Raw genomic sequence first — 26,626 nt, 5'->3', positions numbered from 1 at the left:
CGCCCGGCACCGCACCTCGCCGCGTTGTCGGAGCACCCGAGTACGTCCAGTGGTCGGGCGCCCCTCCGCCTTGCGATGCACGGCACCGGACGCCGGGGGCCCTGCCGGCGCCACTTCGACGACCGGGCCTAGCGGTCCAGCAGCGCGAAGAGGTACTCCCAGCGCGCCACGATCTCGTCCGTCGAGTACCGCTGGATGTCGACCCGGGCCCGCTCACCCATCCGGTCGCGCAGCTCCTTGTCGGAGATCAGCTCGCCGAGCCTGCGCGCGAACTCACCCGTGTTGCCGGGCGGTACCACCAGACCGTTCTCACCGTGCTCGATGATCTCGCGGACACCCGGGGCCACGTCGAAGGCCACACAGGGCACGCCCGTCGCCATCGCCTCCATCAGGGTGAGGGGAAAACCTTCACCCCGCGAGGAGAGCGCGAACAGCGACGCGCCCCGCAGGGCGCCCGGCACGTCGTCCGTACGCCCCATCCAGGCGACGGAGTCGGTCAGCCCGAGTCGTTCCGACTGCGCCTTCAGCGCGGCCTCCTCGTCACCGGAGCCGTAGATCCGCAGCAGCCAGTCCGGGTGCCGGGGCGCGACCTCGGACCAGGCGTCCAGAAGCAGGTCGACCCCCTTCTCCTCGTGCAGCCGGGCGATGCCGACGACCGCCTTGGCGGTGCGCGGGGACGGCTCGTCGGGGAAGAACGGCAGCGGGTTCGGCATGGCGCCGACGTGGTCGAAGCGCTGGCGGATCCACAGGTCCGCGTCCTCCCGCGTCAGCGTCAGCATCCGGTCGACGTCCTGGTAGTACCGCTTGACCCGCTGGAAGCGCGACGAGGCACGGCACGTCTGGAAGGACTCGTGACTCATGCCGACCACCCGCAGCCCCGTGGTGTCCGCGAGGGCCACCCACTCCATCGCCCAGACCTGCGTCACGACGACGACGGAACCAGGGCGCACGGAGCGAAGGATCTCCGTGAGCTTCGCCGCCTCCCTGCGCATGCCCGAGGCGCGGGAGGCCCTGCGCCGCCGCTCGACCAGGTCGAGCCTGCCCCGGACGCCGCGACGCGACTTCAGGACCGGCGGATGGGCGTCGTACAGCGTCGTCGTCCGGTAGGGCAGATCGGCACCGAGGTCGGCGCGCCGCTCCTCGGGGGCGGGGACGATACCGACCACATGGACCGCGTGGCCGCGCTCGCTGAAGAGCCGGGCCATCTGGTGCGACCAGCTGGTGATGCCGCCGACCTCGTCGACGCTGTTGGAGACCAGGACGATGTCCCTGGTCGTCGTTCCGGTCGCTGCTTCCCTCGTGTCGGTCATCGACGGCTCCAGCCGGAGAAGAACTTCTGGACGATTCGTTGCGCGGCGTCGCCCTGGTCGTACTCGCCGAACTCGGCCACGAAGCGCTTGCGCGCGTCGCCGTACTCCCGGCCCTCGGACTCGAGGTTCCGCAGCGAGGCGTACAGCTCGTCCTCCGTCCGGACGACCGGGCCCGGCGCGTGCTCCAGCAGGTCGAAGTACGTCCCGCGATCCTCGTGGACGTACGCCTCGTAGTCGTACGCGAAGAAGAGCATCGGCCGGTCGAGCAGCGCGTAGTCGAACATCACGGAGGAGTAGTCCGTGATCAGCGCGTCGGCGAGTTCCATCAGCGGCATCACGTCGTGCTCGGAGGAGACGTCGACGACCTTGCCTTCGACGTCGGGCGGCAGCACCACGTGGTTGAAGTAGTGGGCCCGCACCAGCAGCACGTAGCGGTCTGAGAACTCCTCGGCGAAGCGCTCCACGTCGAGGGGGAGCGCGAAGCGGCTGGCCTTGCCCGTGGCGCGGAAGGTCGGCGCGTAGAGCAGGACGGTCCTGTCCGCGGGGATGCCGAGTCTCTCGGCCAGCGGGCCGCGCACCCGGCGTCCCGCCTCCTCCTCGCGCTGCCGGGCCTTGACCAGCACGTCGTTGCGCGGGTAGCCGGAGCGCAGCAGCGTCCGGTCCTGCAGCCGGAAGGCCCTGGCGAGGGTGCGTACGTCGTGTTCCGACCGGACCAGGAAGTGGTCGAAGCGGTCGAGGTGGGTCTGCTGCGCCTCCTGCTGCTGCCGGGTCTGCGCCTTGAGCAGCGGCTGGTCGAACCCCATCTTCTTGAGCGCGGAGCCGTGCCAGGTCTGGATGTACGTCGTCTCGGGCCGTTTGGCCAGCTTCAGCGGATAGCTCTGGTTGTCGACCCAGAACTCGGCGCGGGCCAGCGCCTTGAGGTACGGCAGCGACCAGCGGCGTACGAGCTGGACGTCCGGGGGGAAGTCCTGGGGTGTCCCGGCGTACGACCAGACCGCGTGGAAGTCCAGGCCCTGGCGGCGCATCTCCTCGTAGATCGCGCGGGGGCTGTCGCTGTACTGCTTGCCCAGCTGGCTCTCGAAGACGACCGTCCGCTTCTTCACGGGCAGCCGGCTGTACACCTCGTGGTAGAGCCGCAGCTTGGTCTCGCCGGAGGTGAGGGTCTTGCGCAGCGCCTTGGCCCGGCGCAGGCCGGACTTGGCGAGCTGTCCCGGCTTCCCCCGCAGTCCGCGCTGGACGAACTCCTCGATCCGGTCGCTGTCGCCCTTCGACGAGACGAGACGGAAGGCGAGATGGCCCTTGGCGGTGGGGTGCGGCTCTATGCGGTCGCCCACCAGGCGCGTCAGCCGTGGCGTGACGGGGAGGTCTCCGCCGCCCAGGTCGTGCTGGTCGACGGTGAGCCGGGTCCTTGTCCGCACACCGTTGGCCCGGAGGACGACGCGGACGTCCCACACCGGGTCGATGACGCCGAGGGGGCGGAGCGTCGAGCCGATGTCGGCCTCGGTCTCCCAGTGGACCGTCTCGCCGTCGTGGCGGAGCGAGGTGACAGGGAAGAGGTACGTCCGCAGGCTGCGGCGGCGTGCGCGGAACTCCAGCTCGGCGGTGAGGGTGTCTCCGGGCGCCACGATCCCCAGCGGGTTGGTGATCCTGCCGGCGAGGCGTGCGGTGCCGCCGGACTCCGTGTAGGAGGTGAGTTCGTTGCGCAGGAACAGCTTGTCGATCGGCTTCTGGTGGTAACCGAGTTCGGTGACGTCGAGCACCTCGCGGCCGAACGCGTCGTCGAGGTGTTCGGCGCACCAGTAGACCCGGCCGTCGCGCCGGGCCAGCGGTGAGGACACCTTGTCGCGGTGGATCAGGGTGTCCACGGCGGGCAGCAGGTTCTCCCAGTCGCCCTTCTCCAGGAGGTACGCGCAGATCGCCTGGATCTTGGCCGCCTTGCCGTACGCCTCGCGGTCCAGGCCCTGGAGGTACGGCCGGGACAGCTCGGCGAACTCTCGGCGGTAGGCCTCGTCCCGGAACGGAAGATCACGCAGATGGAGGACGAGGTCGTGCTTGAGGAACTTGACGTCCTTGGCGGCCCGCAGCTCCTCCAGACCGTGCCGGTCGAGGAGCGCGTCGATCCGGCGGTGGATCTCCAGCCGGTGCCGGTAGTTCACCATCTCGTGGCGGCTGTTGGTGACCGACTTGACCTTGGCCTGCTCGTAGACGTGCCAGAAGTAGACCTGGTTGGGGATGAGCGTGATCTTCTTCGCCGCGAGGTAGGCGTCGGCGACGAACATCAGGTCCTCGTAGAACATCCCCTTGGGGAAGCGGAGTCCGTTGTCGAGGAGGAAGTCGCGGCGGTAGCACTTGTTCGTGGAGAGGGTGTCCCAGACGAACAGGTCGGGCAGTTCGGTGACGGACTCCAGGGTGCGGGTCGCCGAGTAGAGCCACGCGTACCACTCGTTGCGCTTCTCGTGCGCGGTGTCCTTGGTGAGGCGCACGCACAGGCCCGAGACCAGGTCGGCACCGGTCTCCTCGGCGGCCGCCACCATGTTGCGGCAGGCGTTGCGCTCCAGGACGTCGTCGCTGTCCAGGAACATCACGTACCGGCCCCGCGCGTGGCCGATGCCGACGTTGCGCGGCTCTCCGCCCGCGCCGCTGTTCTCCGGTAGCCGGTAGGCCCGGACCCGCTCCGGCTGGGCGGCTGCCAGTTCCTGGGCGACCTCGAAGGTGCGGTCCCCGCTGCAGTCGTCGACGATCACGACCTCGACGCTCCGCAGTGTCTGGTCCAACACCGATCGCACGGCCGTCGGGAGACGCTCCGCGTCGTTGTAGGCGATGACGATCACTGAGACGTCAGGCACTGGCACCTCGATCCATTTTCGTGCGCAGGCTGCCTCGACGGCACCTCGCGTTCACTTTCCGACGGTCCGATGGGATGGGAGGCGTCCGGGCGGGGGTCCGCGCCCGGATGACGGGGCGCTCCGCGATCGGATTCGTCGATTTTTAAGGGGCAACCCTATCGGCTCCGTCCTCTTCCGGGAGAAGTGTGCGCATCGGGTCATAACCTGTTTGTGCATAAATGGACGAGGGAAAGTGACGGGCTGTTCGAATGTCGACCAGGAGTTCGGAATTCAGGGATGTCCGCCGTGCTGAATCCCTCACTTGAGAAGGGCGCCGGCCGGCGAGGAGACGATTCCTCTCCAGGAGTGACACGGACCGGGCCGGCGCTCGGCAGAGACCTCAGGGCGCGGCGGACCGCGCCGTGGTTCGCCGCCGCGACGGCCATGGCGGCGTACTGCCTCGCCATGTCCGTGCACGGCACCTATCCGTTCGGTGGCAGATCCCGCGCGGTGAACGACCTCGGCAATCAGTTCGTGCCGTTCCACGCGCGCCTCTGGGACCTGATGCACGGCGAAGCCCACGGCGACCTCTTCTTCAATTGGGCCAGCGGATACGGCACGCCCTTTCTCGCCGACTTCTTCACCTATCTGATGAACCCGTTCTCGTGGCTGGTCGGGATCTTCCCCCGGCACAGTGTCGAGTTCCCCGTCTTTCTGGTGACGCTGTTCAGCGTCGGTCTCGCCGCCGCGCTCATGACCGTCTTTCTCGGCCGACTCCACGAGGGAAGTCCCTGGCTGCGGGCCCTGCTCTCGGTCGGATTCGGACTGAGTGCCTGGATGATCTCGGACGGATTCTCCGATCCCATGTGGATGTGGGGGCTCGTCGCCCTCCCGCTCCTCGGCATCGCCTACGACTGGTGTCTGGGCCGCCGCCGCTGGGTGAGCGGCTCGCTCCTCGTGACCGTCTGCTGGGCCGGCAACTTCTACACCGCCGCGATGGCCACGATCGGCATGGCCCTGGTCCTGCTGGTGCGGGTGCTGCTGGACGAGCGGCCCGTGGCGGAACGGCTGCGCGTGGTCGCGCGGGCCGCCTCCATGACCGGCGTCGGGATCCTGCTCGCCGCGCCCGTGCTGACCGTCGGCCTCAAGGCCAGCAAGCTCTCCCAGCCGGCCCCCGAAGCCGTCTACCAGGGCCCGCCCGCGCCCCTCGACTACCTGGCGCACCTGATCCCGGGCGGCCTCGTCGGGCGTGTGCCGCACATCTCCGTCGGCATGCTCGCCCTGCTCCTCGTCGCCACCTACCCCGTCATCCGCCGCGTGCCGCGCAGGGAGCGGGTCGCCTGGCTCGCCCTGGTCGCGCTGATGGCCGGCTCCCTGGTCTGGAAGCCCACCATCCTGCTCTGGCACGGACTGGCCATGCCCAACGGAAGCCCCTACCGCGCCTCGATCGCCCTCACGGCCGTGCTGGTGTGCGTGGCCTGGCTGGCGCTCGCCCGGCGGCCCCGGGTTCCCGAGCTGCTCGGCGGCGGCGCCCTGGTCCTCCTCCTGGTCGTGAGCGTGAGCACCACCGCGTACATGACGACGGGGCCCTGGGTCCTCGCCGCCGGCGGCCTCGTCCTCCTCGGCCTGCTCCTCGCGCTGGACCGCTTCCGAGGCGACCGCCGCGTGCGCCGCGGCCTCACGGTGGCCCTGGCCGGGGCCGTCTTCCTCTCCTCCTCGTACACCGTCCTGTCCACGACTCGGATCCGCGACGCCATCGAGTGGTGGAAGCCCAAGCGCACCTTCGACAGCCAGGCGCTCGCCGCGTACGGGCAGTTGAAGGCGGTGGACGCGTGGCCCGCGAGCCGTACCGACCCCGGCCCGCACTCGTTCGCCTCCAACGATCCGATGCTGCTCGCCGGGCAGGGCGGCGGCTACTACAGCAGCTACCTCCCGGCGGTCACCGCCGACGCCCTGCACCGGCTCGGCGCCGGCTGGTACATCCAGGGTCGCCACACGCGCAGCTTCAACGACCCGGTCGGCCGCGCCGTCATGGGCGTGAGCACCTACCTCGAACCGGACGCCGGACCCGACGGCTTCGTCCGGCGCTCGGCCCTCGCCCCGCCCGTCGTCACGCTGCGACCGGCCGGGACGCCCCTCGACGGGACCGTCCGCGACGTCTCGCTCTTCTCCCGCCAGGAACGGCTGCTGGGCGCGCGTGTCTACGAGGTGCCCACGCTCGCGCGGAGCGGCGGCGGTGACTCTCAGCCGGTCCCGGGCCGCGGGTGGCCACTCGGCGCGGACGGAGCGGAGGGCGCGGGTGGGACGGACGGCGGCGGTGCGGCGGGTGGCGCGGGTGCGGCGGGTGGTGTGGGCCGCCCGGGACGTACGGGCACGGACGGAGCGAGTGGCGCGGGCCGTGCGGGACCCGGCGCCGGTACGACCTTCACCGCCGTCTGCGCCCCCGGCTCGGAGGCGTACTGGTACGCGCCCTGGCTGCGTGGGCGGGTCGACGCCCTCGGCACGACCCTCAGGCCCGCCGGCAAGTACCCCATGACCAGCAACCCGCTGTACCGCCTCGGGACCGTCCCCGCCGACGGCCGGGTCGCGGTCAGGGTCCACTCGGCGCAGCGCCAGTACATCCCGGAGAGCCCCGTCGGCTGCCTCGACCGCGCCGCGCTCGACCGGACCGTGCGGCAGCTGCGCGCCACCGGCCCCGACCGCGTGGACGCCTCCGGTCACGCCGTCGGCGCCGCGTTCGCGCCAGGTACGGCCGGGACCGCGGTCCTCTCCGTGCCCGCCGTCCCCGGCTGGCTGTGCGCGGTCGACGGCGGCCCCGCGCGCGTGCCGCGCACGCTCGGCGGCCTGATCGCCGTGGAGCTCGGCGACAGCGCCTCGCGGCTCGCCTGTTCCTACCGCACCCCCGGGCTGCGGCTCGGGCTCGCGGCGAGCGGTGCGGCCGCGGCGCTGCTGCTCGCCGTCACCGCCGCCCACCTGCTCCGTACCCGCACCGCTCGCACGTCCCGCTCGTCTCGTACCTCCGACCCGTCCCGCAGACCGCGCTCGTCGTTCAGGAGCCAACGTTCATGATCAAGTTGTCCGTCGTTGTCCCCTGCTACAACGAGGAAGCGGTGATCGACCAGTTCGACACCCGCATCCGTGAGGTGCTGGGCGCCCTGCCCGTCGAGTACGAGATCTGCTACGTCGACGACGGCAGCGGGGACGGCACCTTCCTCCGACTTCGCGCCATCGCAGCCGAGTTCGAGAAGGAGACCCGTTACGTCTCCTTCAGCCGCAACTTCGGCAAGGAGGCCGCCATGCTCGCCGGGCTCCGCGAAGCCACCGGCGACGCCGTCGTGATCATGGACGCGGACCTCCAGCATCCGCCGGAGCTCATCCAGCGGATGCTCGAACTTCACGAACTGGGCCACGAGCAGATCATCGCCCGGCGCACCCGCGAGGGTGACAAGAAGCTCCGCAGCGCCCTGAGCCGGCTCTACTACCGCGGTGTCAACAAGTGGATCGACGTCGAACTGACCGACGGCGTCGGCGACTTCCGCCTGCTCTCCAGGGCGGCCGTGGACGCGCTGCTGTCGCTGCCCGAGTACAACCGCTTCTCCAAGGGGCTCTTCTCCTGGATCGGCTTCGACACCGTCACCTTCGACTACCAGAACGCCGCGCGGGAGGCGGGCGAGACGAAGTGGAGGTTCAGCTCCCTGCTCAACTACGGCATGGACGGGTTGATCTCCTTCAACAACCGGCCCCTGCGCATCGCGATCTGGCTCGGCCTCACGCTCACCGGTCTCGCCGCGCTGTACGCGATCTGGATCGTCGTGGCCGCCCTGACCCAGGGCGTCAGCGCCCCGGGTTACGTCACCCTGGTCGCGATCATCGTCGGGCTCGGCGGCGTCCAGATGATCATGCTGGGACTGATCGGCGAGTACATCGGCCGGATCTACTACGAGACCAAGCGCCGACCGCACTTCCTCGTCAAGGAGACCGACCGCTCCACGGCCCGCCGCCCCGTCGCCGGCAGCGCCTACGCCGCGGGTCGCCGAGACGGCCGCGCCCGCGTCGCGGCGACCGAACGGGAGATGTGATGCGCGGTCAGCTCGGTCAGATCGTCCGCTTCGGCGTGGTGGGCGGGATCAACACCGGGACGTTCTACGGCTGCTACCTGCTGCTGCACCCCTGGATGCCGTACTTCGCCGCCTACTCCGTCGCCTTCGTGCTCAGCATGGTCGGCTCGTTCTTCCTCAACACGTACTTCACCTACCGCACCCGGCCCACCTGGAAGAAGTTCGCGCTCTTCCCGCTCACCAACCTCACCAACTACCTCGTGCAGAGCGTCGGCCTGTACGCCCTGGTGACGTGGGCCGGGATGGACGACCGGATCGCGCCGCTGGTCGCGGCCGTCGTCGCCATCCCGTTCACCTATCTGCTGGCGAAGAAGATCCTCGTGCCCGGCGGGCGGAAGGCGGAGGCGGACGCCGCGGGCTCCGCCGGTGACGCCGGCGTCGAGTCGGACTCCGTCGCCACACGGTGACGTCAGACGCCACACGGTGACGTCGGACGCCACACGGTGACGTCGGACCGGGCGGAGCGGCGCCGGTCCGTTCCGGCCACGCGGCGCCCCGCCGCTCCGCGCACGCGCCGCCCGGCCGTTCCACTCAGCGGAATGGACGGGCGCCGTCCGTCCCGGCTCGCGTAGATTGCCTGGCAGACATCCGAATGAGGGCGACGCAGGTGACGGCGGTACAGGTGACAGTGGCAAGGCAGTTCGTGACGGAAGCCCGCAGGATCGTCGTCAAGGTCGGCTCGTCCTCGCTCACCACCGCGTCCGGCGGTCTCGACGCCGACCGGGTGGACGCCCTCGTCGACGTCCTCGCCAAGGTCCGCAGCGGCGGCGAGAAGGAGATCGTGCTGGTCTCCTCCGGCGCCATCGCCGCAGGTCTCGCCCCGCTCGGCCTCACCCGCCGGCCCAAGGACCTCGCCCGCCAGCAGGCCGCCGCCAGCGTCGGCCAGGGCCTGCTCGTCGCCCGCTACACCGCCTCCTTCGCCCGCTACGGCGTACGGGTCGGGCAGGTGCTGCTCACCACCGACGACACCAGCAGGCGCGCGCACTACCGCAACGCCTACCGGACCCTCGACCAGCTCCTCGCCATGGGCGCCCTGCCGGTCGTCAACGAGAACGACACCGTCGCCACGGACGAGATCCGCTTCGGCGACAACGACCGGCTCGCCGCCCTCGTCGCCCATCTCGTCCGCGCCGACCTGCTGGTCCTGCTCTCGGACGTCGACGGGCTCTACGACGGCGACCCCTCCAAGCCCGGCTCCGCTCGGATCGCCGAGGTGGCGGGCCCCGCGGACATCGCGCATGTCGAGATCGGCTCCGCCGGCAAGGCAGGGGTCGGCACCGGCGGCATGGTCACCAAGGTCGAGGCCGCCCGGATCGCCGCCGCCGCAGGCACCCCCGTCGTCCTCACCTCCGCCGTCCGCGCCGCCGACGCCCTCTCCGGCCGCGACACCGGGACGTACTTCCACCGCACCGGCCGCCGCTCCGCCGACCGGCTGCTCTGGCTCGCCCATGCCTCCACCCCGCAGGGCCACCTGACCCTCGACGAGGGAGCGGTGCGGGCCGTCGTCGAGGGCAAGAAGTCGCTCCTCGCGGCCGGAATCGCCGCCGTGGAGGGGGAGTTCGTGGCCGGCGACCCGGTCGAGCTGCGCGACACAGACGGCCGAGCCGTCGCCCGCGGACTCGTCAACTTCGACGCCAAGGAGATCCCCCGGATGCTCGGCCGCTCCACACCCGAGCTCGCCAGGGAGCTCGGCCCGGAGTACGAGCGGGAGGTCGTCCACCGCGACGATCTGGTCGTCGTCCGCCCCTGACGGCGCCGCCGCGTGATCACCGTGTGGAGAAACGGCTGAAAGACCGGCCATCCGGTAGGGACCTTTACCAAAACCGCCCCAGACGCCGCCTCGGGCTGGTCAACTTTGTCTCGGGGACAAGACAAGGGCGGGGTACAGCACCACACGCATCAAACAGGAGGCCGCCGGTGAGACGAGCGCGCCCAGGGGCACCGCCCCGCGGGACTGCCGAACGCGCCCTGACCAGTGTCGAGGCCGGAGCCGACTTCGACGAGGGACAGGACACCGACACAGCTGGGACACGCGTCGAGGAGCGACCGGTGGTCGCCTCGAAGCTCTGGCACATCACCCTCAGCGTCTCGGGCGCCGAGGCCCCGCTGAAGGAGGTCAGGCGCGGCCTCGAACAGCTGGCCCATGACCATCCCTTCCTGCTGACCAGCCGCTACGCCAATGATCACGCCGAGATCCGCTACTGGGAAGAGGCCCGTGACCTGCACGATGCCGCGGCGGTCGCGCTGCGGCTGTGGGGCGAGCACCGGCAGAGCGCCAAGCTGCCGCCCTGGGAGATCGTCGGCCTGGAGGTCATCGACCGCGAGACCTACCACCAGCGCATCGCCGAGGGCTACGGCCCCCCACCGGCCGCCCCGGTGGGGGTCCATCCGTACTGAGACCGCTGTCACCGCGCCCGCCGGGACAGCCGTCTCGGAGTGCGGGATGCGAACGGCATTCGTGAGGGATGTCCGCAGAGGTGCCAGTACCCTGCGGGCATGACCTCGCTCACGCCCCTCGACAACCTGTCCCCGGTCGCCCGGGCCGCCTACCGCGCCCGCGCCGCCGCCGCCGAAATCGCGCCACTTCCGCGCGCGGCCAAGGACGACGCCCTGCTGGCGATCGCGGACGCCCTCGAGGTCCGCACCGCCGAGATCGTCGAGGCGAACGCCGAGGACATCGCCCGTGCCCGTGAGGCCGGCACCAGCGAGTCGATCATCGACCGGCTCACCCTCACCCCGGAGCGGGTCCGCGCCATCGCCGCCGACGTGCGCGACGTGGCCGCCCTGCCCGACCCGGTCGGCGAGGTCGTCCGCGGCTCGACCCTCCCCAACGGCATCGACCTGCGCCAGGTCCGCGTTCCCCTCGGCGTCGTCGGCATCATCTACGAGGCCCGTCCCAACGTGACCGTGGACGCGGCCGCCCTCTGCCTCAAGGCCGGAAACGCCGTGCTCCTGCGCGGCTCGTCCTCCGCCTACTCCTCCAACACCGCCCTGGTGAAGGTCCTGCGCGACGCCGTCGGCGGCGCCGGACTGCCCGCCGACGCCGTCCAGCTCGTTCCCGGCGAGTCCCGCGACTCGGTACGGGAGCTGATGCGCGCCCGCGGCCTGGTCGACGTCCTCATCCCGCGCGGCGGCGCCTCCCTGATCCGTACCGTCGTCGAGGAGTCCACCGTCCCGGTCATCGAGACCGGCACCGGAAACTGCCATGTCTACGTGGATGCCCAGGCCGACCTCGACATGGCCGTCGACATCCTGATCAACTCCAAGGCCCAGCGCCCCAGCGTCTGCAACGCCGCCGAGACCCTCCTCGTCCACCGGGACATCGCGGACGCCTTCCTGCCCCGCGCCCTGGCCGCCCTGGCCGACGCCGGGGTCACCGTGCACGCGGACGAGCGGGTCCTCGCCCTGGCCGAGGGCTCCAAGGCCACCGTCGTCCCCGCGACCCCGGAGGACTGGGAGACCGAGTACCTCTCCTACGACATCGCCGCCGCCGTGGTCGACTCCCTCGACAAGGCCGTCGAACACATCCGGCTCTGGTCCTCCGGCCACACCGAGGCGATCGTCACCACCTCGCAGGCCGCCGCCCGCCGCTTCACCCAGCTGGTCGACTCCACGACGGTCGCCGTCAACGCGTCCACCCGTTTCACCGACGGAGGCCAGTTCGGCTTCGGTGCCGAGATCGGTATCTCGACCCAGAAACTCCACGCCCGTGGGCCCATGGGCCTGCCCGAGCTGACCTCGACGAAGTACATCGTCACCGGCGACGGCCACACGCGCTGACCTCCGAATCCCCCGATCGGCCCCGCCTGCGCGGGGCCCCGGGGGAGCCGGACGGGCGGGCAGAGTTCGCACTCTCCCTGCCCAAAACCACCTCCCAGGTCTACTCTGAAAAACGTGCCGGACGACGTGGGGGGCAAGCCGTTCCCGGACGGCAGGGACCCTGAGAACGCTGACGACCGCGGCGGCGCGGACGACTTCGCCACCGTGGTGTTCGACGAGGACTTCGTACGGGCCGCCGAGGTCCATGAGCCGACCGCCGTGGAGCGCCTGCTCGCGGCCGCGCAGGCGCGGGCCGAGGCGGAGGCCGCCCGTGCCCGGGCCGGCGGCGGACCTGGCGACGACGATCTCCACGAGGACGGTTACGACCTCGCGCACCCTCTCGGCGGCCGCTACGGCCACGAGTACGACCCGGACGACCCCGACGACGACTCCGGCCCCTACGGCCCCCACGGCGGCGCCCTGCGCCCCTACCGGGGCAGCGCCCGCTGGCACCGGCCGGTCGCCTGGGTGCTCGCCCTGGTGATGGGCGTCGGTATGGTCGCCCTCGCCTTCACCGCGGTCTATCGCGGCGCGTCCGCCAACCGGCAGGACCAGGTCCCCGCCCCCGCCACCACCGGCATCGACAAACCGCGTGTGAACCCTCCGGCGGTCACCGCGCCCTCGGCCTCCGCCGAGTACTCCGCGCCCCCCGCCCCCGCCGTCCCCCGGACGCCCTGAACCCCGCGATCCGAGCTCCCGGGCATGTGGCCTGATGGCCGGGGGTTTCGTCGGAATTCCTCGGAACTTGTCGTGTACCTGGGCGTTTACCCGGGCCGCGTCCGACCTACTCTGAAGGTATGGCAGGGCGTGGCGACCCGCCTGAGGGGCCGGTTCCCGACCCCGGCGGTGGTGAGGACGAGTACCGATCCGTCGTCTTCGACGAGTCGTTCGTCCGCGCTGCCCGGCTCCAGGAGTTCTCCGCCGAGGAGCGGATGGGCGAGCACTCCCAGGCCGTACGCTCCCGCCCCACCTGGAGGGAGACCAGAAGCGGCTCCCGCCAGGCCCTCCTGCTGGTCCTGCTGATCCTCCTCGCCTTCGGTACGGCCATCTACCTCGGTGTCCGCAACCCCTACCAGCCCCCCGTCGACCAGCGGGCAGAACCGCTGCGGATCACCATGGTCCCGCTCGCCCCGCAGGGCCCCGTGCCGGGCGGTGAGCCCGCCCAGCTGTTCGCCCACAGCCCCGCCGCCGAGTACCGCACGGGGGCCGCCGGCATCAACCTGCCGGTCACCGGACGCACCACGCACTTCTCGGAGAGCCAGGTCGTGGCCGCCCTGACGATCGCGAAGGAGTACCTCGTGGCCTCCTCGCTGGATCCCGAGGTCCTGGCAGGCACGACGGTCCGGCCCGCCCGGCTGCTCCTGGACCCCGACCAGCTGGCGCAGTTCGACCAGAGCGTCGAGGCGTCGCTCGACGACGGCCGCCACGCGGTCGCCGGCTGGCTGGTGCGGTTCGACCCCGCGGAGGTCGCCCTGGCGTCCCCCGGCATCCGCGTCCAGGGCACCCTCCGCTTCGCGGAGACGGCGACCGACATGCTGGAGGTCACCTCGGACCACACCTTCACCTACGCCCTGCGCCCCGCGGCCTCAGGCGCCGGGCCCGTCGGCGAGGCGTCGCTCTTCACCGTGCACCGCGAGACGCACTTCCGCTTCGACCGTGAAGACCTGCGGATGCACCGCGCCGAACTGCTGACCAGCACCGTCCGGGCCGGTCCGCAGGCCTGCGGAACCGCCCCGGCCGGCACGCTGCAGCCGTTGCTCGCCGGTGAGCGTGCCCGGGACTCCGGCGGGGCGGCCGTCACCGACCCGTACGCCACCGGCCGGCCGGCCGTCTCCTCGCTCTGCGGGACCCTCGCCCCGAGTGCTCAGCCCTCCTTCTGACCGCCGTCGGCGCCACCGACGTCACCCTTGCCGCCCGCGCCGCCGCCCGCGCCGCCGTCCGTACCCGGGGTGCCGCCGCCGAACCGGTTGCGCAGCTTCCCGCCCAGGTCGTTCGCCAGGTCACCCGCGCCGCCGGCTATGTCACCGACCAGCTTCATCAGCGGATCCTTGCTGGTGCGCACCGATTCGGCGTAATGCCCGGCCGATTCCCGGAAGGAGTCGGTCACCGAGGTGTCCTTGTCCTCCGACCGTCGCGGGTAGTGCCCCTCCATGATCCGCTGGTAGTCCCGGCTCTCGGACCACTTCTTCAGCTCGGCCGCCCGGACCGTGGTGAAGGGGTGCGTGCGCGGGAGCACGTTGAGGATCTTGAGGACGGAGTCGCGCAGGTCGCCGCCCTTCTCGTACTCATCGGCCTGGGCGAGGAAGGCGTCCACGTTCATCTCGTGCAGGTGGTTGCCGCCGGCGATCTTCATCAGACCGCGCATCGAAGCCTGGATGTCCTGACCGGCCAGGAGGCCCGCGCGGTCCGCGGACAGCTCGGACTTGCGGAACCACTCCCGCAGCGCCGTCACGATCGCCATGATCGCCACGTTCCCGAGCGGGATCCAGGCGACCTTGACCGCCAGGCTGGTGAGGAACAGCAGGATCGTGCGGTAGACGGAGTGACCGGAGAGGGCGTGGCCCACCTCGTGGCCGACGACCGCCCGCATCTCCTCCTCGTCGAGCAGCTCCACGAGGCCCGTGGTGACCACGATGATCGGCTCGTCAAGGCCGATGCACATCGCGTTCGGCTTCGGGTCCTGCGTGACGTACATCGGCGGGACCTTCTCCAGGTCCAGGATGTAACACGCGTCTCTCAGCATGTCGTTGAGGTGCGTGAACTGGGCGTCGCTCACCCGCACGGAGTCGGAGAGGAAGAGCAGTCGGAGGCTGCGCTCGGGCAGCAGCGCGCTGAGGGCCTTGAAGACCGTGTCGAAGCCGGTGAGCCTGCGCAGGGCCACGAGCGCCGAGCGGTCCGCGGGGTGCTCGTAGGCGCGTGAGGAGATGCCGGGGAAGCGCTTGCGCTGCCTGCTCGGCACGTTCCCCTGGTCGTTGTCGGACTTCTCGGTCATGGATGCCCCCTGTTCGTACGAGACCTTGCTCGTCCCCCTGACGAATCCCAGCCTAGGCGCTGGGGCCCACGCGCACCGGAGCCTGTGGATAACTCGGCACGGTGGACGCGACGGGGTACGACAGCCCGGACAACGACTGAGTCGGCGTGAGCGTGCCCGGACGGCCCGCATACGATGTGCGCGAAGTCTTCGCTCCCGTCCCCGATCGATAGGTCCTGTTGAAGATGAGCCTCCACAGCACCGCCGCCAACCTGGTCATGCTCGCCGAAGGCGCCGAGCACGGTGGCAACCACGACAGCCTCAACCCGTACCTCACCGGTTTCGGCGCGCTCGGCGCGCTGCTCCTGCTGCTGTGGATCACCACCCGCTTCAACCGCGACCGCTGAGCCGGCGACCGGACCGAGGGCGCCCGCTGCCGTGCCAGTAGGCTCTGCACGCATGGGAGAGCAGGAAGTGTCTACTGGCGGCCGCGGCAAGCGCCGACTCGGCGTGATGGGCGGAACGTTCGACCCGATCCATCACGGACACCTGGTGGCCGCCAGTGAGGTGGCCGCCCTGTTCCACCTCGACGAGGTGGTGTTCGTGCCGACCGGGGAGCCGTGGCAGAAGAGCCACCAGGCCGTCTCGCCGGCCGAGGACCGTTATCTGATGACGGTCATCGCCACGGCGTCCAACCCGCAGTTCTCGGTCAGCCGTATCGAGATCGACCGCGGCGGGCCGACGTACACGATCGACACCCTGCGGGACCTGCGCTCCCTCAACGGCGACTCGGACCTCTTCTTCATCACGGGTGCCGACGCGCTGTCGCAGATCCTCACGTGGCGCGACGCCGAGGAGCTGTTCTCGCTCGCCCACTTCATCGGCGTCACCCGGCCGGGCCACGACCTCACGGACGACGGCCTGCCCAAGGGCGGCGTCTCGCTGGTCGAGGTTCCCGCGCTCGCCATCTCGTCCACCGACTGCCGGGCCAGGGTCGCGCAGGGCGACCCGGTCTGGTATCTGGTGCCGGACGGTGTGGTGCGCTACATCGACAAGCGCCAGTTGTACCGCGGCGAGTGAGCCTCGGAGAGGGGCACCGGTGAACGATCAGAACCCGTACGACCCGTACTACCCGCAGCCGCAGATCATCGGCTACGACGAGTACGGGCAGCCGGTGTACCAGCAGGTCCCACCGCAGGCACAGCAGTCGTACGACGCCTACGACCCGTACGCCGCGCAGCAGCAGCCGCAGGCTCCCCAGCAGGGGCAGCAGCAGGGGTACGGCTACGACGCCTACGGGCAGCCCGCCCAGCCCCAGCAGCCCCAGACGTCCCAGCGACCGCCGTACGACCCGTACGGGCAGCAGGGGCAGCAGCAGGGCTACGGGTACCCCTCGTACGAGACCGGTCAGCAGTGGGCCGTACAGCCCGAAGCGGCGCCCGCTCCCGCCCCGGCCGCCCCCGTGGCCGCTCCGGCCGGTGTGCCGGGCCCGCGCTCCGCGCCGGAGGACCGCGGCGAGCGCGACTACCGCACCGAACAGTTCTCGTTCATCGAGGAGCCCGACGAGGACTCCGAAGACGTCATCGACTGGCTGAAGTTCACCGAGAGCCGCTCCGAGCGGCGCGAGGAGGCCAGGCGCCGGGGCCGCAACCGGGTCGTCGCCCTGATCGTGGTCCTCGCCCTCGCCGCCGTCGGCGGGGTCGGCTACCTCTGGTCCGCCGGCAAGCTCCCCGGCCTCTCGAGCGAGGAGCAGAAGCAGAACACCGCGACCGGACCGCAGAAGCGCGACACGATCGTCGTCCACCTCCACGACCTCAAGGGCGGCGGCACCTCCACCGCGCTGCTCGTCGACAACACGACGACCGGGCAGGGCACCACCGTCCTGCTCCCGAACGCGCTCTCCGTCTCCACCGAGGACGGCACTTCGACCACCCTCGCCAAGTCCGTCGAGGACGACGGCTCCAGCGGCACCCGCGAGTCGCTCGGCAACCTCCTCGGTACGGAGATCGCCGGCACCTGGCGGCTGGACACCCCGTACCTGGAGAACCTGGTCGAGATCGTCAGCAACATCGACCTGACCACCGACGTCACCGTGCCCAGTGACAAGAAGGGCGAGGACCCGCTCGTCACCAAGGGCGAGAACCAGACACTGAACGGCCGCGCCGCCGTCGCCTACGCGACCTACCGCGCGCCCGGCGAGGCCGAGGCCAAGCAGCTCCAGCGCTTCGGCCAGGTCATGTACGCCGTGCTGCGGAAGATGTCCGACGACCCCAAGGCCAACGCGGACACGATCGCCACGCTGGTCATGATCCTCGACCCCTCCCTGCCCGAGAAGGACCTCGGCGCCTCGCTCGCCGGACTGGCCAAGCACGCCAAGGGCGGCGACTACAAGACGGCGGTCCTCCCGGTGCAGCAGGACGGCTCCCTCGGCGAGGGCGCGGCGGACAGCGTGGTCAAGGACATCCTCGGCGGCAAGGTCACCCTTCCCGAGCAGGGCGGCGCGGTCCGCGTCTCGGTCCGCGACGCGACCGGCAAGGACGCCACCGAGGCCGCCAGGGTCGTCCTGGTCAACGGAGGCTTCGCCTTCGTCGGCGGCACCGAGACGGACACCCGGAAGAGCTCGCAGGTCCTGTACGGCGACGACGCCCAGAAGGGGACCGCGGTCGAGGTGGCCAAGACCCTCGGTCTCCCGGAGAGCGCGGTCAAGAAGGGCGAGCCCGCCGGAAACGCGGCGGTCACGGTGGTCCTGGGCCAGGATTACAAGATCCCCGGGAGCAAGAAGTGACCCGTTCGTAATCGTTTGCGGGGCGGTCGGCGGTACGTGAGACCCTTGATGTGTCTCTGACCGCCGACGAAAGCCTGCTTGTGACCGCCACGGATCGCTCCATCGAGCTCGTCAACGCCGCCGCCCAGGCGGCGGCCGACCGGCTCGCGCACGACATCATCGCGTACGACGTCAGCGATGTGCTGTCGATCACCGACGCCTTCCTGCTCGCCTCCGCGCCCAACGACCGCCAGGTCAAGTCGATCGTCGACGAGATCGAGGAGCGGCTGAACAAGGACCTCGGCGCCAAGCCGGTCCGCCGTGAGGGCGACCGGGACGCCCGCTGGATCCTCCTGGACTACGTCGACATCGTCGTCCACGTCCAGCACAGCGAGGAGCGGGTCTTCTACGCCCTGGAGCGGCTCTGGAAGGACTGCCCCGAGATTCCCCTCCCCGAGGACGCCCTGAAGACCCGCGGCAAGGCCGCCGAGCACGCCGCGCTGACGGGTGCCGCCGAGGAGACGGACGGTGAGCTGAGCTGAGCACCACCAGGGGCGGCAGTGGCCGCCGCATCGTCCTGTGGCGGCACGGTCAGACCTCGTGGAACCTGGAGCGCCGCTTCCAGGGCTCCACGGACATCGCGCTGACCGAGACCGGTGTCGCCCAGGCGCGCCGGTCCGCCCGGCTGCTCGCCTCGCTCAAGCCGGACGCGATCATCGCGTCCGACCTGAAGCGGGCGGCGGCCACCGCGGCCGAGCTGGCCGCGCTCACCGGTCACCCCGTCGCGCACGACTCCGCACTGCGCGAGACGTACGCGGGGGAGTGGCAGGGGCTGACCCACGACGAGATCGTCGTGCGGTACGGCGAGCAGTACGCCGCCTGGAAGCGCGGCGAGCCCGTGCGCCGGGGCGGCGGCGAGCTGGAGACCGAGGTCGCCGACCGGGCGGCTCCGGTGGTCCTGGAGTACGCCGACAAGCTGCCCGAGGACGGCACGCTCGTCGTCGTGAGCCACGGCGGCACGATCCGCACCACCATCGGCCGGCTCCTCGGTCTGGAGGCGCAGCACTGGGAGAGCCTCGGCGGGCTCTCCAACTGCTGCTGGTCCGTCCTCGGCGAGGGCGCCCGTGGCTGGCGGCTCATGGAGCACAACGCCGGCACGCTGCCCGAGCCGGTTCTCGGCGACGACGACTGAGCCGCCCGCAGACCCGGATTTCACTTTCCGGCAGGTCACAGGCTAAAGTTCTTCTTGTTCGCAGCGCGGAGCGCGAAGAACACGAGGGGCTATAGCTCAGTTGGTAGAGCGCCTGCATGGCATGCAGGAGGTCAGGAGTTCAATTCTCCTTAGCTCCACAGTCACCGGATCCCGTCCCCGCCAGGGGGCGGGATTCGTCGTCTCCGTCTCCGTCACTCCCAGCCGTCCACCTCCTCGACGCACAGCGTCTCGACGGCCCGCCGGCTCTCCTCGTCGTTCGGCGTGTACGCCACGATCCGGCACTCCGGCATCCCGTTGATGGAGAGCGACACCGACGTCAGCCGCAGCTCCCCCACCGCGTCGTGACGGAAGGTCTTGATCTGGCTGCGTGGCGGCACGACATCGCCGCTCCGCCACATCCGCGCGAACTCGGGGCTCGCCTCCGAGAGGCGCCGGACGAACGACTCCCAGGCGGGCTCGCCGACATGCCGGCCGTACGCCCCGCGCATCTGGGCGACCATGAGCGGCAGCTCTCGCTCCTTGTCGACCACCGGGCAGCTCCCGTCGGGGATCGTGAAGAGCGTCCACAGGACGTTGCGGACGCCGGGCGATCGCATCTCCGGTACGGAGAACAGCAGCCGGTACGTGGAGTTGGTCGCGAGCACGTCGTACCGGCTGTTGTAGACGACGGCCGGATGGGGCGCCAGGGCGTCGAGGATGCCCTGGATCTCCGGGCTGACGACGTCCACGTCCACGGTGCCCTGGTCGGGTGCGAACGGCACCTCCGCCAGGTGGTACAGATGCTCCCGCTCGGGCCGGTCGAGCCGGAGGACACGGGCCACCGCGTCCAGCACCTGGGCGGAGGCGTTGATCGGGCGTCCCTGTTCCAGCCAGGTGTACCAGGTGACGCCGACGCCGGAGAGCTGGGCGACCTCCTCGCGCCGCAGCCCGGGCGTGCGGCGGCGCAGGCCCGGTGGCATGCCCACGTCCTCCGGCGTCACCCGGGCCCGGCGGCTGCGCAGGAACGCGGCCAGTTCGTGCCTGCGCCGGCGCGGTGTCGGTGTTGCCACGATCGTCACACCCCCCATGGTCGAGTCCCCCCGCCGCCGTTGCCAGGTGGTGTCAGTACCAGCATCGGCGGGCTCTCGTTACTCGTATCGAATCGTCGTCACGCTGCCTGTCATGACGACGACCACAACACGTCCCGTACTCAGTAAAGACGGCGGCACCGACAACCGGCGGCGGCTGCTGCTCGCGGTCGTGCTCGCCGCCCAGTTCATGGCGCTGCTCGACGTCTTCGTCGTCAACGTCGCCGCACCCACCATCCGTACCGAACTCTCCGCCTCAGGAGCGGGACTTCAGCTCGTCGTCGCCGGATACACCGTCGCCTACGCGGTCCTGCTGATCACCGGCGCGCGCCTCGGCGACCGGCTCGGCCACCGCCGTGCCTACCTCGGCGGACTCGCCCTCTTCACCGCCGCCTCGCTCGCCTGCGGACTGGCCGCGGGAGCGGGTCAGCTGATCGCCTTCCGGCTCGTCCAGGGCGCCGGAGCCGCCCTGATGATCCCGCAGGTGCTCAGCCTCATCCAGCGCAACTTCACGGGGGAGGGCCGCGTCCGCGCGCTCGGCGCGTACTCCGCGGTGCTCGCCACCGGCGCCGCCGCCGGCCAGGTCGCCGGCGGTGTCCTCGTCAGCGCGGATCTCTTCGGCAGCGGCTGGCGGCCGGTCTTCCTCGTCAACGTGCCCATCGGCCTCGCCCTCCTGGCCCTGGGCGCCCGCGTCCTGCCGCCCGACGCGCGCACGGAGCCGGAACGCTCGCGCTCCCTCGACCTGCCGGGTCTGGTCCTGCTCGCCGCCGCCGTCTCCCTCCTGACCGTCCCCCTGGTCCTCGGGCAGGAGGAGGGCTGGCCGCTGTGGTCCTGGCTCTCGCTCGCGGCGTCCGCCGTGGTCCTCGCCGCCTTCGGCGCCTACGAGTCGCGGCTCGCCCGCCGTGGCGGCGCCCCGCTCATCTCCCCGCGCGTCCTGCGCACCCCCGGGATCGGACGGGCCGCGATCCGGATCGGTGCGGCGATGGCCGTCAACGCGGGGTTCCTCTTCACCATCACCCTGCACCTGCAGGGAGGGCTCGGGTACAGCGCCCTGCGCGCCGGGCTGACCTTCACGCCGGCCGCCGTCGTCTTCGGCGTGATCGGGCTCACCTGGCGGCGCTGGCCCGCCCGCGGTCAGCGCTTTCTGATCCCTGGAGGATTCCTCGCCGCAGCGGCGGCGGCGGCCGCCGTGGGCGGCCTCCTCAAGGACGGCGACAGTGGCGGCTGGGTGCTCTACGGGGCGCTCGCCGCCATGGGCGGCGGGCTCGCCCTGGCCTTCAGCCCCGCCCTGACCGGCGCGTTGGCCGGTGTACGGCGGGAGGACGCCGCCGACGCCGGCGGACTGCTCGCCACCGTGACCCAGCTCGGCCAGCTGATCGGCGTGGCGACCTTCGGCACCCTCTTCCTCGGCCGGCTGGACGCGCCAGGGGCACATGCCTCCGCGGACGCGCTCTGGGCGTGCGCTCTCGCGCTGGCCGCCGCGTCGATCTTGGGCGCCTCGACCGCCCTCGTACGCCGACCTCGCTGACCCCCTTGCGGGACCATGGCAGAATCGGACGGCCGGAGGGGAACGAGGGTCCGGACGGGAGGGGAGTGCGCGTTGGCCGTGAGTGGTGCCGAGGATGCCGAGGCCCATGCCGTCGCCGAGCCCGCAGCGGTCCCAGACGCGGTCCCACGCGCGGTCCGCGCCGCCGTCGAGGGGGCCGGAGCCCGGCTCGACTGCCCCCCGTGCGGTTCCGCCCAGGTGGCCCAAATGCTCGGTGACAACGGCGGAGTGTCCTATGTGTGCACGTCCTGCGGCCACAGCTGGAGCTGAGTGATGGGAGCACACAGGCGGAAATGCGACTGGTGCGGCAGCGGTACGCCCATCGTCAGGGACATGGATCCGGTCAATGCCGAGTACCAGTACTGGTGCGAGGAGTGCGCGCGGGCGCTGATCATAAAGGGCGACCCGATCGAGACGTACCGCGAACTCGAGGGAGAGCCGATCTACGGCCGCCTCCTCGACGAGCACTGCACCCTCAAGCGGTTCTACTCCTTCGCCACGGCCTGACGCCGGCGCGCCAGCGCATAGCCCACGAAGAGAGCCGTCATGGTCAGCGGATAGACCGCCGACAGCAGCATCTGACCGGCGTTCTGGTCGAGTTCGGGCCGGCCCGGGTCGTGCGGCACCCACCACAGCGCGAACGAGGCGAAGACCAGCGCCACCGCCCCCGCGGTCCAGCGTGGCCGCACCCGGTCGCGACGGTCCACAAGGAGCACGAGCAGCGGGACGCACCACACCCAGTGGTGCGACCAGGAGATCGGGCTGACCATCAGCGCCGTGATCGCGCAGACCACGACGGCCAGGGCCTTGTCCCCACGCAACGCGGCCCGTACGGCGAGCGCCATCGCCGCACCTCCGAAGAGCACCGCGACCACAAGCCACCACAGCCCCGGGTCGTCGGTGTGCATCAGCCGGGCCAGCACTCCACGCAGCGACTGGTTGGCTGTCTCCTCGGCGAAGCCGACCCGCCCCGTCTCGAACAGCGTCTCGGTCCAGAACCGCTTGGAGTCGTACGGCAGGACCAGCGCGCTCGCGAGGGTCGCCCCGAGAAAGACCCCCGTCGCCGTGGCGGCCGTGCGCAGCCACTGGTTCCAGCGCCTCTCCCGGCGCCACCGGAGCACCCCGGCAACCAGCAGGAACACCACGAACAGTCCCGGTGTGAGCTTCACCGCAGTCGCCAGACCGATGCCCATCCCCGCCCAGCGGTTTCCCTCGCGGCGTGTGAAGTCCCACAGCACGGCCACGGCGATGAGCAGGTTGATCTGCCCGTACCGCAGGGTCGTCCACACCGGCTCGCACCAGACCACGACCGCCGCCACCAGCAGCGCGGCACGCCAGAGTCGCGCCCCGGACAGGGACGGACGGACCAGTTGCAGGGAGAGCTGGACCAGCGCGACCACGAGGAGCAGATTCCCCGCGGTCGTCAGCGTCCGCATCAGCGGCACACCGACGAACGTCAGCGGGACGAAGAGCAGCCCCGCGAAGGGCGGATAGGTCATGGCGAGGTTCGCCGAGGTGGCGCGCATCGCGTAGAGGTCGCCCCCGGCCCGGACCGTCTCCCCCTCCGCCCGGTAGACCATCACGTCGAGCATGTTCACGTGGGCGAGCCGTTGGGCCACCCAGAACGCTATGAACGACAGGAGACAGGCAGCCGCGGCGGTGGCGAGAGGCCACTGGCGGGCGCGGGTTCGGGCGAGCACGGACACGGTCACAGAGGGGGACCCTACCCGCCGCCGCAGGGCCGCCAGGGAAACGATTTGGTGATCCCCCGGGGAGCCGGTTAATGTTCTGTCTGTCGCCGCGGGGGAAACCCTGACGGGTCGGACAGCAAGGGGCTATAGCTCAGTTGGTAGAGCGCCTGCATGGCATGCAGGAGGTCAGGAGTTCAATTCTCCTTAGCTCCACAGAAGAAGAAGCGGACCATCCGAATCGGATGGTCCGCTTCTTCGTTTCAGGTGCTCCCGGGGTCAACCCCGTCCGCTGCCCAGTGCCTTACGGCCACCGCCCGGCGGCAGGGCCGGCCGCTCCTGGGGCCCCTGCTCGATCCGGAGAGCCAGCGCGGGACAGCGGCGTACGGCCCGCTGCGCCCGCCCTCGCAGATGCATCGGCACGGAGGCGTCGGCGAGCGCGGGGTAGCCGTCGGGGCCCAGCCTGATCAGCTCCGGCACGATGTCCGCGCAGAGCCCGTGGCCCTGGCACAGCGTCCAGTCCACCGCCAGCTTCTCGCCGCTCGGAATCGACTCCTCCGCGTCCTGGTAGCCGGCGGCGGGGAGGGGGAGCACGCCGACGGTCGGGCGGCCGCAGCCGCCGTCGAGGACATGGGCGGCCAGGTCGTCCGTGAAGGCGGAGAGGGTCGAGGCGAAGAAACGGGCCGAACCGTCCGGGTGCTTGCACGCACCACGGCCCTTGACCGCCTGGGTGACCTCCCGCAACGCCTCCAGGGCGGCCGGGCCGCCTCCGTTCAGGACGTCGGACAGTCCGCCCGCCGCCGCGGGAAGCCCGAGCCGGCAGGGTCCGCACTGACCTGCCGTCTCCGCCGCCAGCCAGTTCGCGACCCGCAGCGACTCGCCGAGCGGACAGGTCTCCGGGCCGATCGGCAGGATCGCCCCGGCGCCGAGCGCGCCGCCGACGGCCGCCAGCGACGCGCGCGAGACGACGGCGTTGTCGACCGAGACCGAGTCGATCCAGTTGCCGTGGTAGCCGCCCGTCAGTACGCCCTGGGGCAGCAGCGGGGCGCCTGCCAGCTGGAGCACGTACCGCAGCGGGACACCCGTCGGCACCTCGACGACCATGGGGCGCGCGACCGCCCCGGAGAGCGTCAGCAGGACCGTGCCGGGCTCCGAATCCAGACCGGAGTGTCCGTAGCGGTGCGGGCCGACCCGGGCGGCTATGGCCAGCTGGGCGTACGTCTCGGCGTTGGACAGCAGCGTCGGCGCGCCGCCCACGCCCGACTCCGCGGCGCGCTCCCGGCGGCCGGCCGGCAGGGCGGGCCCGCCGCCTGCCGCGCGGATCACCGCCGAGGCCTCTCCGGAGACCATCCGCTCCGGAGTCCGGACGACACGCGCGCGGAGCGCCTGCCCTCGCCGGTCGGTGAGACCCCGCTCGGCGAGCGCCGACCGGATGGAGATCTCCGTGGAGTTGCGTGTCACGGCCACGATCAGCGTCCGGGCGCCGAGCGCCTCGGCGGCCAGCAGCGCGCCGTCCAGGATCAGGTGCGGGGCACGGTTGAGCAGGACCGTGTCCTTGCGGCAGGCGGGCTCGCCCTCGCTGCCGTTGACGACGACCACGGGGCGTACCCCGCGGCGGATCGCCGCCTTGCCGACCGCCCTGAGCTTGCGCCCGAAGGGAAATCCGGCGCCCCCGCGCCCGTGGAGGGATATCTCGTCCGCGAGCTGGGCGAGCTGGTCGCCGCTCATGGGGTCCAGGGGCCCGTGCACCTTCAGGTGCATGTCGAGGCCAAGCCGCTCGACCAGGTCGAAGCCCTGGGTGAGCTGGGGCAGACCGACGACGCGGACCTCGGGGACGTCGGGGAGCGGGGCGTTCACGGGCGGTCTCCTGCGGGTGCGGTCCAGGGCTCACCCGCGGGAGGCGGGGTGGCGTAGGTCGAGGTCGGGGGCGGGGGCGTGTACGTCTGCACCGGGGGCGGGGTGGAGTACGCGGGGACGGAGGGCGGGGGTGTGTACGTCTGCACCGGGGGCGGGGTGGAGTACGCGGGGACGGAGGGCGCCGTGTACGGCGGCCCCGGAGGCGGCTCCTCGTACGGCTGCATCGCGGGTGGGGTCGTGTACGTCGGCATCGGTGGCGAGGGAGAGGGCCAGTAGCCGGGACGGACGGGTGTGTCGGGGACGACGGGGAGCTCCTCGGTCAGGGGGACGCGTTCGGCGAGCGGGGCACTGCCTTCGGGGGCGTAGGGAGTGGGCTCGGGCGCCGTGGTGGCGCGGGACACCGCGCGGTAGGCGGCCGAGAAGCCGCCGGGGACGCCGGGCGAGGGGCGGTCGAGCCACTCGGTGGACACGGTGGGGGGTTCGTAGCGTGGCTCCTCGCCGGCCGTGAAGGCCGGGTCGGCCGGTCCTGCGGCCGGGCCGGGCGGATCGGCGCGGTCGGGCTCCGCGGGCCGTGTGCGGCCTTCCAGGGAGGAGAGGAGCCCGGCGAACCGGTCGGCGAGCGCCCGCTGCGTCGGGGCGGGCAGCATCCTGAGCGCGACGGCGGAGGCGACCGCGGTCAGCGCCAGGCAGTACATGACGACGACCCAGGTGGCGGCCGGCCGGCCCGTGTACAGACCGTGCACGAGGGCGAAGCACCAGGCCGGATAGGCCAGCATGTGCAGCGGCCGCCAGCGGGCCGCGAAGCGGCCGCGGCCCGCCAGTGTGCTGCGCAGGGCGCCGGTGGACGCGGCGACGACCATGAGGAGCCCGGCGAGCGAGCCGAAGCCGATGAGCGCCGACGTGCCCGTGATGCCCAGGCCGAAGGGGACGAGGGCGCCGATGAGCTCCACATGGCCGAGCGAGACCTTGACGGTGCCGTGCAGCAGCAGGAAGCCGAGCGAGGCGATCGCGGTGGCGCGATGGATGCCCTGGGCGAGCAGCCGGTGCCGGGTCGAGAGCAGCAGCCGGTCGGTGGCGATCAGACCCCACGCGACCGACGCGGTCAGGGACACCAGCGACAGCACGCCGCTGGTGAAGTCGAGCGCGGCCCGGAATCCGTCACTGCCGAAGATGGCGAGCAGAGGAATGATCACCAGCGCCGCGGCCGATATCCCGCCCTGAACCGGTCTGCTCAAACCGGTGCGCTCGGCGGGGGTGGAGCGGATCTTACGATGAGGGTTCATGGGGGCGACTCCGAATGGTGCGGATTGAGAGGTCCCGTTGCCGCATGCTAGGTCGCCCCATACCAGGCGGTAGGTGATTTGCTCGTTTACAACGCGCCGGACGTGCAACTGACTTTTGGGTTGCCCCGGATAAGGGCGATACGCGGAGTAACCCGGGCGGCTCGG

General features: G+C 71.3%; 23 protein-coding genes and 2 tRNA genes. 18 read left to right on the top strand and 7 right to left on the bottom strand.

Annotated elements, in window-relative coordinates; genetic code table 11:
• Positions 1 to 128 precede the first annotated feature (128 nt).
• Together ACFUJR_RS20955 and ACFUJR_RS20950 are read right to left on the bottom strand one after the other, a co-directional pair.
• Positions 129 to 1,310: a glycosyltransferase gene (locus ACFUJR_RS20955; protein WP_383174319.1), complete on the bottom strand. Its 1,182-nt coding sequence runs from the start codon at positions 1,308 to 1,310 to the stop codon at positions 129 to 131.
• Entirely contained in the window at positions 1,307 to 4,156 is a 2,850-nt protein-coding gene (locus ACFUJR_RS20950; RefSeq protein WP_383174322.1) for a CDP-glycerol glycerophosphotransferase family protein, read from the bottom strand. The genes ACFUJR_RS20955 and ACFUJR_RS20950 overlap by 4 nt, the downstream gene beginning before the upstream one ends.
• Positions 4,157 to 4,501: 345 nt before the next feature.
• Between ACFUJR_RS20950 and ACFUJR_RS20945 the strand changes: the two genes are divergently transcribed.
• The 8 genes from ACFUJR_RS20945 (at position 4,502) to ACFUJR_RS20910 (ending at position 13,952) form a co-directional block, all read left to right on the top strand.
• Complete coding sequence (locus tag ACFUJR_RS20945) at positions 4,502 to 7,204, top strand: YfhO family protein (RefSeq protein WP_383174325.1); 2,703 nt, start codon at positions 4,502 to 4,504, stop codon at positions 7,202 to 7,204.
• Complete coding sequence (locus ACFUJR_RS20940; RefSeq protein WP_383174328.1) at positions 7,201 to 8,214, top strand: glycosyltransferase family 2 protein; 1,014 nt, start codon at positions 7,201 to 7,203, stop codon at positions 8,212 to 8,214. The genes ACFUJR_RS20945 and ACFUJR_RS20940 overlap by 4 nt, the downstream gene beginning before the upstream one ends.
• Positions 8,214 to 8,660, top strand: a complete 447-nt coding sequence (locus ACFUJR_RS20935) for a GtrA family protein (protein WP_383174331.1) — start codon at positions 8,214 to 8,216, stop codon at positions 8,658 to 8,660. Before ACFUJR_RS20940 ends, ACFUJR_RS20935 begins: the two co-directional genes overlap by 1 nt.
• 215 nt (positions 8,661 to 8,875) lie before the next feature.
• Positions 8,876 to 10,003 carry a glutamate 5-kinase gene (gene proB / locus ACFUJR_RS20930; protein WP_383174335.1) on the top strand — a complete coding sequence of 376 codons (1,128 nt, stop codon included), beginning with the start codon at positions 8,876 to 8,878 and terminating at the stop codon, positions 10,001 to 10,003.
• Between the two features lie 167 nt (positions 10,004 to 10,170).
• The gene (locus ACFUJR_RS20925) at positions 10,171 to 10,650 is read left to right on the top strand and encodes a hypothetical protein (protein ID WP_352187868.1); all 480 of its coding nucleotides are present in this window, start codon (positions 10,171 to 10,173) and stop codon (positions 10,648 to 10,650) included.
• Between the two features lie 99 nt (positions 10,651 to 10,749).
• Positions 10,750 to 12,033 (top strand): glutamate-5-semialdehyde dehydrogenase, encoded by a 1,284-nt coding sequence (locus ACFUJR_RS20920; protein WP_383174339.1) that lies wholly within the window; start codon positions 10,750 to 10,752, stop codon positions 12,031 to 12,033.
• Between the two features lie 114 nt (positions 12,034 to 12,147).
• The gene (locus tag ACFUJR_RS20915) at positions 12,148 to 12,750 is read left to right on the top strand and encodes a hypothetical protein (protein WP_383174342.1); all 603 of its coding nucleotides are present in this window, start codon (positions 12,148 to 12,150) and stop codon (positions 12,748 to 12,750) included.
• 119 nt (positions 12,751 to 12,869) lie between these two features.
• On the top strand, positions 12,870 to 13,952 hold the full coding sequence (locus ACFUJR_RS20910) for a hypothetical protein (RefSeq protein ID WP_383174345.1): 1,083 nt from the start codon (positions 12,870 to 12,872) through the stop codon (positions 13,950 to 13,952).
• On the opposite strand, the gene ACFUJR_RS20905 is transcribed toward ACFUJR_RS20910, so the two are convergent.
• Positions 13,937 to 15,064 (bottom strand): M48 family metallopeptidase, encoded by a 1,128-nt coding sequence (locus ACFUJR_RS20905; RefSeq protein WP_383174348.1) that lies wholly within the window; start codon positions 15,062 to 15,064, stop codon positions 13,937 to 13,939. The genes ACFUJR_RS20910 and ACFUJR_RS20905 overlap by 16 nt on opposite strands.
• A 224-nt stretch (positions 15,065 to 15,288) precedes the next feature.
• Between ACFUJR_RS20905 and ACFUJR_RS20900 the strand changes: the two genes are divergently transcribed.
• From ACFUJR_RS20900 to ACFUJR_RS20875, 6 genes are all read left to right on the top strand, one after another.
• On the top strand, positions 15,289 to 15,450 hold the full coding sequence (locus ACFUJR_RS20900) for a hypothetical protein (RefSeq protein ID WP_260226309.1): 162 nt from the start codon (positions 15,289 to 15,291) through the stop codon (positions 15,448 to 15,450).
• Positions 15,451 to 15,502: 52 nt separating this feature from the next.
• A complete protein-coding gene (nadD, locus tag ACFUJR_RS20895) occupies positions 15,503 to 16,123 on the top strand; it encodes a nicotinate-nucleotide adenylyltransferase (protein WP_383174353.1) in 621 nt (206 codons plus the stop codon).
• A gap of 19 nt (positions 16,124 to 16,142) precedes the next feature.
• A complete protein-coding gene (locus tag ACFUJR_RS20890; RefSeq protein WP_383174356.1) occupies positions 16,143 to 17,828 on the top strand; it encodes an LCP family protein in 1,686 nt (561 codons plus the stop codon).
• An 80-nt stretch (positions 17,829 to 17,908) separates the two neighbouring features.
• Positions 17,909 to 18,349 carry a ribosome silencing factor gene (rsfS, locus tag ACFUJR_RS20885; RefSeq protein ID WP_383174359.1) on the top strand — a complete coding sequence of 147 codons (441 nt, stop codon included), beginning with the start codon at positions 17,909 to 17,911 and terminating at the stop codon, positions 18,347 to 18,349.
• The gene (locus ACFUJR_RS20880) at positions 18,346 to 18,999 is read left to right on the top strand and encodes a histidine phosphatase family protein (RefSeq protein WP_383174374.1); all 654 of its coding nucleotides are present in this window, start codon (positions 18,346 to 18,348) and stop codon (positions 18,997 to 18,999) included. The genes rsfS and ACFUJR_RS20880 overlap by 4 nt, the downstream gene beginning before the upstream one ends.
• An 85-nt stretch (positions 19,000 to 19,084) precedes the next feature.
• Positions 19,085 to 19,157, top strand: a tRNA-Ala gene (locus tag ACFUJR_RS20875).
• A gap of 54 nt (positions 19,158 to 19,211) precedes the next feature.
• Here the strand turns inward: ACFUJR_RS20875 and ACFUJR_RS20870 are convergent.
• Positions 19,212 to 20,087, bottom strand: a complete 876-nt coding sequence (locus ACFUJR_RS20870) for a helix-turn-helix transcriptional regulator (protein ID WP_383174361.1) — start codon at positions 20,085 to 20,087, stop codon at positions 19,212 to 19,214.
• Between the two features lie 94 nt (positions 20,088 to 20,181).
• On the opposite strand from ACFUJR_RS20870, the gene ACFUJR_RS20865 reads away from it, so the two are divergent.
• The 3 genes from ACFUJR_RS20865 to ACFUJR_RS20855 all read left to right on the top strand — a co-directional run bounded on the left by ACFUJR_RS20865 (position 20,182) and on the right by ACFUJR_RS20855 (position 22,140).
• Positions 20,182 to 21,615 carry an MFS transporter gene (locus ACFUJR_RS20865; protein ID WP_383174364.1) on the top strand — a complete coding sequence of 478 codons (1,434 nt, stop codon included), beginning with the start codon at positions 20,182 to 20,184 and terminating at the stop codon, positions 21,613 to 21,615.
• A 72-nt stretch (positions 21,616 to 21,687) separates the two neighbouring features.
• Positions 21,688 to 21,903: a hypothetical protein gene (locus tag ACFUJR_RS20860; RefSeq protein ID WP_383174367.1), complete on the top strand. Its 216-nt coding sequence runs from the start codon at positions 21,688 to 21,690 to the stop codon at positions 21,901 to 21,903.
• 3 nt (positions 21,904 to 21,906) lie between these two features.
• Positions 21,907 to 22,140: a hypothetical protein gene (locus ACFUJR_RS20855; RefSeq protein ID WP_260226316.1), complete on the top strand. Its 234-nt coding sequence runs from the start codon at positions 21,907 to 21,909 to the stop codon at positions 22,138 to 22,140.
• Here ACFUJR_RS20855 and ACFUJR_RS20850 read toward each other — a convergent pair.
• Positions 22,119 to 23,345, bottom strand: coding sequence for a glycosyltransferase 87 family protein (locus tag ACFUJR_RS20850; protein WP_383174371.1), 1,227 nt, complete (start codon positions 23,343 to 23,345; stop codon positions 22,119 to 22,121). The genes ACFUJR_RS20855 and ACFUJR_RS20850 overlap by 22 nt on opposite strands.
• A gap of 119 nt (positions 23,346 to 23,464) precedes the next feature.
• On the opposite strand from ACFUJR_RS20850, the gene ACFUJR_RS20845 reads away from it, so the two are divergent.
• Positions 23,465 to 23,537, top strand: a tRNA-Ala gene (locus ACFUJR_RS20845).
• A 63-nt stretch (positions 23,538 to 23,600) separates the two neighbouring features.
• Here the strand turns inward: ACFUJR_RS20845 and ACFUJR_RS20840 are convergent.
• Together ACFUJR_RS20840 and ACFUJR_RS20835 are read right to left on the bottom strand one after the other, a co-directional pair.
• Positions 23,601 to 25,178, bottom strand: a complete 1,578-nt coding sequence (locus tag ACFUJR_RS20840) for an NADH-ubiquinone oxidoreductase-F iron-sulfur binding region domain-containing protein (protein ID WP_383169815.1) — start codon at positions 25,176 to 25,178, stop codon at positions 23,601 to 23,603.
• Positions 25,175 to 26,461 (bottom strand): hypothetical protein, encoded by a 1,287-nt coding sequence (locus ACFUJR_RS20835; RefSeq protein ID WP_383169817.1) that lies wholly within the window; start codon positions 26,459 to 26,461, stop codon positions 25,175 to 25,177. Before ACFUJR_RS20835 ends, ACFUJR_RS20840 begins: the two co-directional genes overlap by 4 nt.
• Positions 26,462 to 26,626: the final 165 nt, after the last annotated feature.

The sequence above is a fragment of the Streptomyces sp. NPDC057271 genome (assembly GCF_042668715.1).
Lineage (GTDB): Bacteria > Actinomycetota > Actinomycetes > Streptomycetales > Streptomycetaceae > Streptomyces.
This window is presented reverse-complemented; position numbering and strand designations above follow the sequence as displayed.